This window comes from Serratia nevei, from assembly GCF_024160145.1.
In the GTDB taxonomy this organism is placed as follows: Bacteria; Pseudomonadota; Gammaproteobacteria; order Enterobacterales; family Enterobacteriaceae; genus Serratia; species Serratia nevei_A.
Genome location: NZ_JAMYWQ010000092.1, coordinates 1 through 1258 on the forward strand (window position 1 = coordinate 1; position 1258 = coordinate 1258).

The 1258-nt window shown below is 51.7% G+C and carries 1 protein-coding gene; it reads left to right on the plus strand.

Features of this window, described 5'->3' with window-relative positions; genetic code table 11:
- Positions 1-72 precede the first annotated feature (72 nt).
- Positions 73-1250, plus strand: a protein-coding gene (locus tag M6G53_RS24855) for an IS3 family transposase (RefSeq protein ID WP_253335209.1) whose coding sequence is annotated in 2 segments (ribosomal slippage) — positions 73-331 and positions 331-1250 — 1179 coding nt in all. Because the reading frame shifts where the segments join, the coding sequence is not laid out codon by codon here.
- Positions 1251-1258: the final 8 nt, after the last annotated feature.

The following is a 1258-nucleotide window of genomic DNA, read 5'->3' on the forward strand; positions in this document are numbered from 1 at the left end:
TGTAGTGGCACAGTGAATTTGGCCACCTGATTAAAGGTGATATTCTCACCTCAACATAAAATAGGTGACTTAATGAACAAGAGAACTAAGCGTACTTTTACCCCTGAGTTCAGGCTGGAATGTGCACAGCTGATCGTTGATAAGGGTTACTCATATCGACAAGCCAGTGAAGCGGTTAATGTTGGTTCTACCACGCTTGAATCTTGGGTACGCCAGCTCAGACGAGAGCGCCAGGGTATTACGCCTTCTGCCACCCCCATTACCCCAGAGCAGCAGCGTATCCGCGAGCTGGAAAAGCAGGTTCGCCGCCTGGAGGAACAGAATACGATATTAAAAAAGGCTACCGCGCTCTTGATGTCCGACTCACTGAACGGTTCACGATAATTGCCAGGCTGAGCGACAGCCACACGGTAGTCAGACTTTGTTCCGCTCTGGGAGTACACCGTAGCAGTTACCGGTACTGGCAGAAACGATGCGATACTGTTAATCCGGCGCGAGTCAGGTTGTACAGCGAGATACGCCGGGCATGGAACCAGAGCCGTGGCTCTGCTGGCGCGCGCACTCTGGCTGAAATGCTGACCCAAAACGGCATTCCGATGAGCCGTTACCGTGCCGGGCGTCTGATGAAATCCCTGAACCTGAGCAGTTGTCAGCCCGGAAAATATCAGTACAAAAATGCCCGTCAGGAGCATACATGCCTGCCGAATCTGCTCGAGCGCCAGTTCGCTGTACCGGAGCCAGACCGGGTATGGTGCGGAGATATTACTTATATCTGGGCAGGAAATCGCTGGTGCTATCTGGCGGTCGTAATGGATCTTTTTGCCCGCAGAGTTATCGGCTGGAGTCTGTCAGCGAATGCCGATACAGCATTGATAAGCAACGCTCTGCGGATGGCATATGAGACGCGTAGCCAACCGCGTGATGTCATGTTCCATAGCGATCAGGGAAGCCAGTATACAGGCCTGAAATATCAGCAACTTCTCTGGCGTTATAGAATAAAGCAAAGCGTCAGTCGGCGGGGAAACTGCTGGGATAACAGCCCGATGGAACGCTTCTTCCGCAGCCTGAAAACAGAATGGGTGCCAGCGAATGGCTACGTGGACAAAGACGAAGCCCGGCGGCAAATCAATCGCTATATATTGAATTACTACAATAGCGTCAGACCACACCACTATAACGGAGGGCTGACGCCGGAAGAATCAGAGAACAGGTACCGTTCTTACTGTAAAACCGTGGCCAATATTACTTGACCACTACA